At 56.4% G+C, this 1323-nt stretch carries 1 protein-coding gene and 1 pseudogene; both read left to right on the top strand.

Translation table 11 applies throughout. The annotated features are described in order from the left end of the window. A partial coding sequence (locus E4V01_RS25315) for a transposase (protein WP_245517716.1) occupies positions 1-407 on the top strand: 407 nt, incomplete at its 5' end. Between the two features lie 447 nt (positions 408-854). Further along, a pseudogene (locus E4V01_RS25310) lies at positions 855-1323 on the top strand (Hint domain-containing protein); the annotation flags it as partial.

The following is a 1323-nucleotide window of genomic DNA, read 5'->3' as shown; positions in this document are numbered from 1 at the left end:
GGGGGAGGATCAGATCGGCCATGACCGCCCAGGGCGGCGCGCTGCGCTCAGCATGGCTTCGCGCGCCGCCCCAGAACCGTCGAGCCATCTTCCTGATGTGCTACGGCACCGAACTGACCTCGCACGCCATCCTGCGCTGGCAGGAGGAGCGTGCGGTCGAGTGGCACTACATCGCCCCCGGCAAGCCGCAGCAGAACGGTTTTGTCGAGAGCCTGAACGGGCGCTTGCGCGACGAGTGCCTGAACGAGCATCTGTTCCGAAGCCTCCCGGCGGCCCGGACCATCATCGAGGCGTGGCGGGTCGACTACAACACCTGCCGCCCCCACACGAGCCTCGGCGGGCTCACCCCGAACGCGTTTGCAACCCGGTCCCGACAGGACCAGAACCAGAACGGACTCTGGTTATGAACGGGGGCAAACAGGGGGCAAGGTCACGCACTACGAGGCGCAGCCCAGCATCGACTAGCGCCCAAACCGCGAGCGGCTGACGGAGCAGGTGAGCGTCGAACTCAAAAAAGTTGCGAAGGGTCGTGCGAATTTTTCTTTGTCGTCCCACAGGGATTTCGAAAGCTTAGCAGAGCGGAGGCTCATCATGCGCCAGTGCAATTTGGATTCAGGCGCGTTGCCCGACTTATCGGGCCAAACGCCCTGAAGACCGAATTTATTCCACGACGCGAGCAGGCCAGATCCGGTTTCCGGAACTTGAGAACCATTGCCGCACACATAGATTATATGGTATTTATCTGATAATATTGTTATATTTTCGATTGTATTGAACAAAATTATAGATTTTTATAATGCCCATGAGAGCGAAGCAACCAAGTAACGTCGTGAAATCTAGTAGGAGACCTCGACATGTCCTCCGGACCCAGCCCATCACTGACATATAGAACCTTCGTCGAGCTCAACTCCACCGACGCTTCGACAAGCAGTTTCAGGATCGGCAACGTCGATCCGCAAAGAGTTGACGCTCCGGACGCTCCCACTTTCGTCGTCACCGATAGTGATAACAGTGGTATTCTGGGCGATACGCCCGGCGAGTTGGCGCGCATCACAACGACGCCGGCAAATTATTTCACCACACAACAAAATTATTCTTATTGGGGGAAATCTCAGGACAATGGGACCATTGTTCGGTTCCCATCCACCAGAACTCCGGATGGATTCACTTATTTTCTGCTGACGAACAGTGAACCATCTTCCTTCAGACAATTTGATATTGTCCCAAGTTCCAATTTCTCGCAGGCGCCCCTCGTTCTCTGCTTCGCGTCGGGCACGCGGATCCTGACGAACCGCGGCGAAGTGGCGGTCGAGCATCTGCAGA

The sequence above is a fragment of the Methylorubrum sp. Q1 genome (genome assembly GCF_004683995.1).
Lineage (GTDB): Bacteria > Pseudomonadota > Alphaproteobacteria > Rhizobiales > Beijerinckiaceae > Methylobacterium.
Note: the sequence above shows the minus strand (reverse complement) of the source record. Positions and strands in the feature narration are given on the sequence as shown.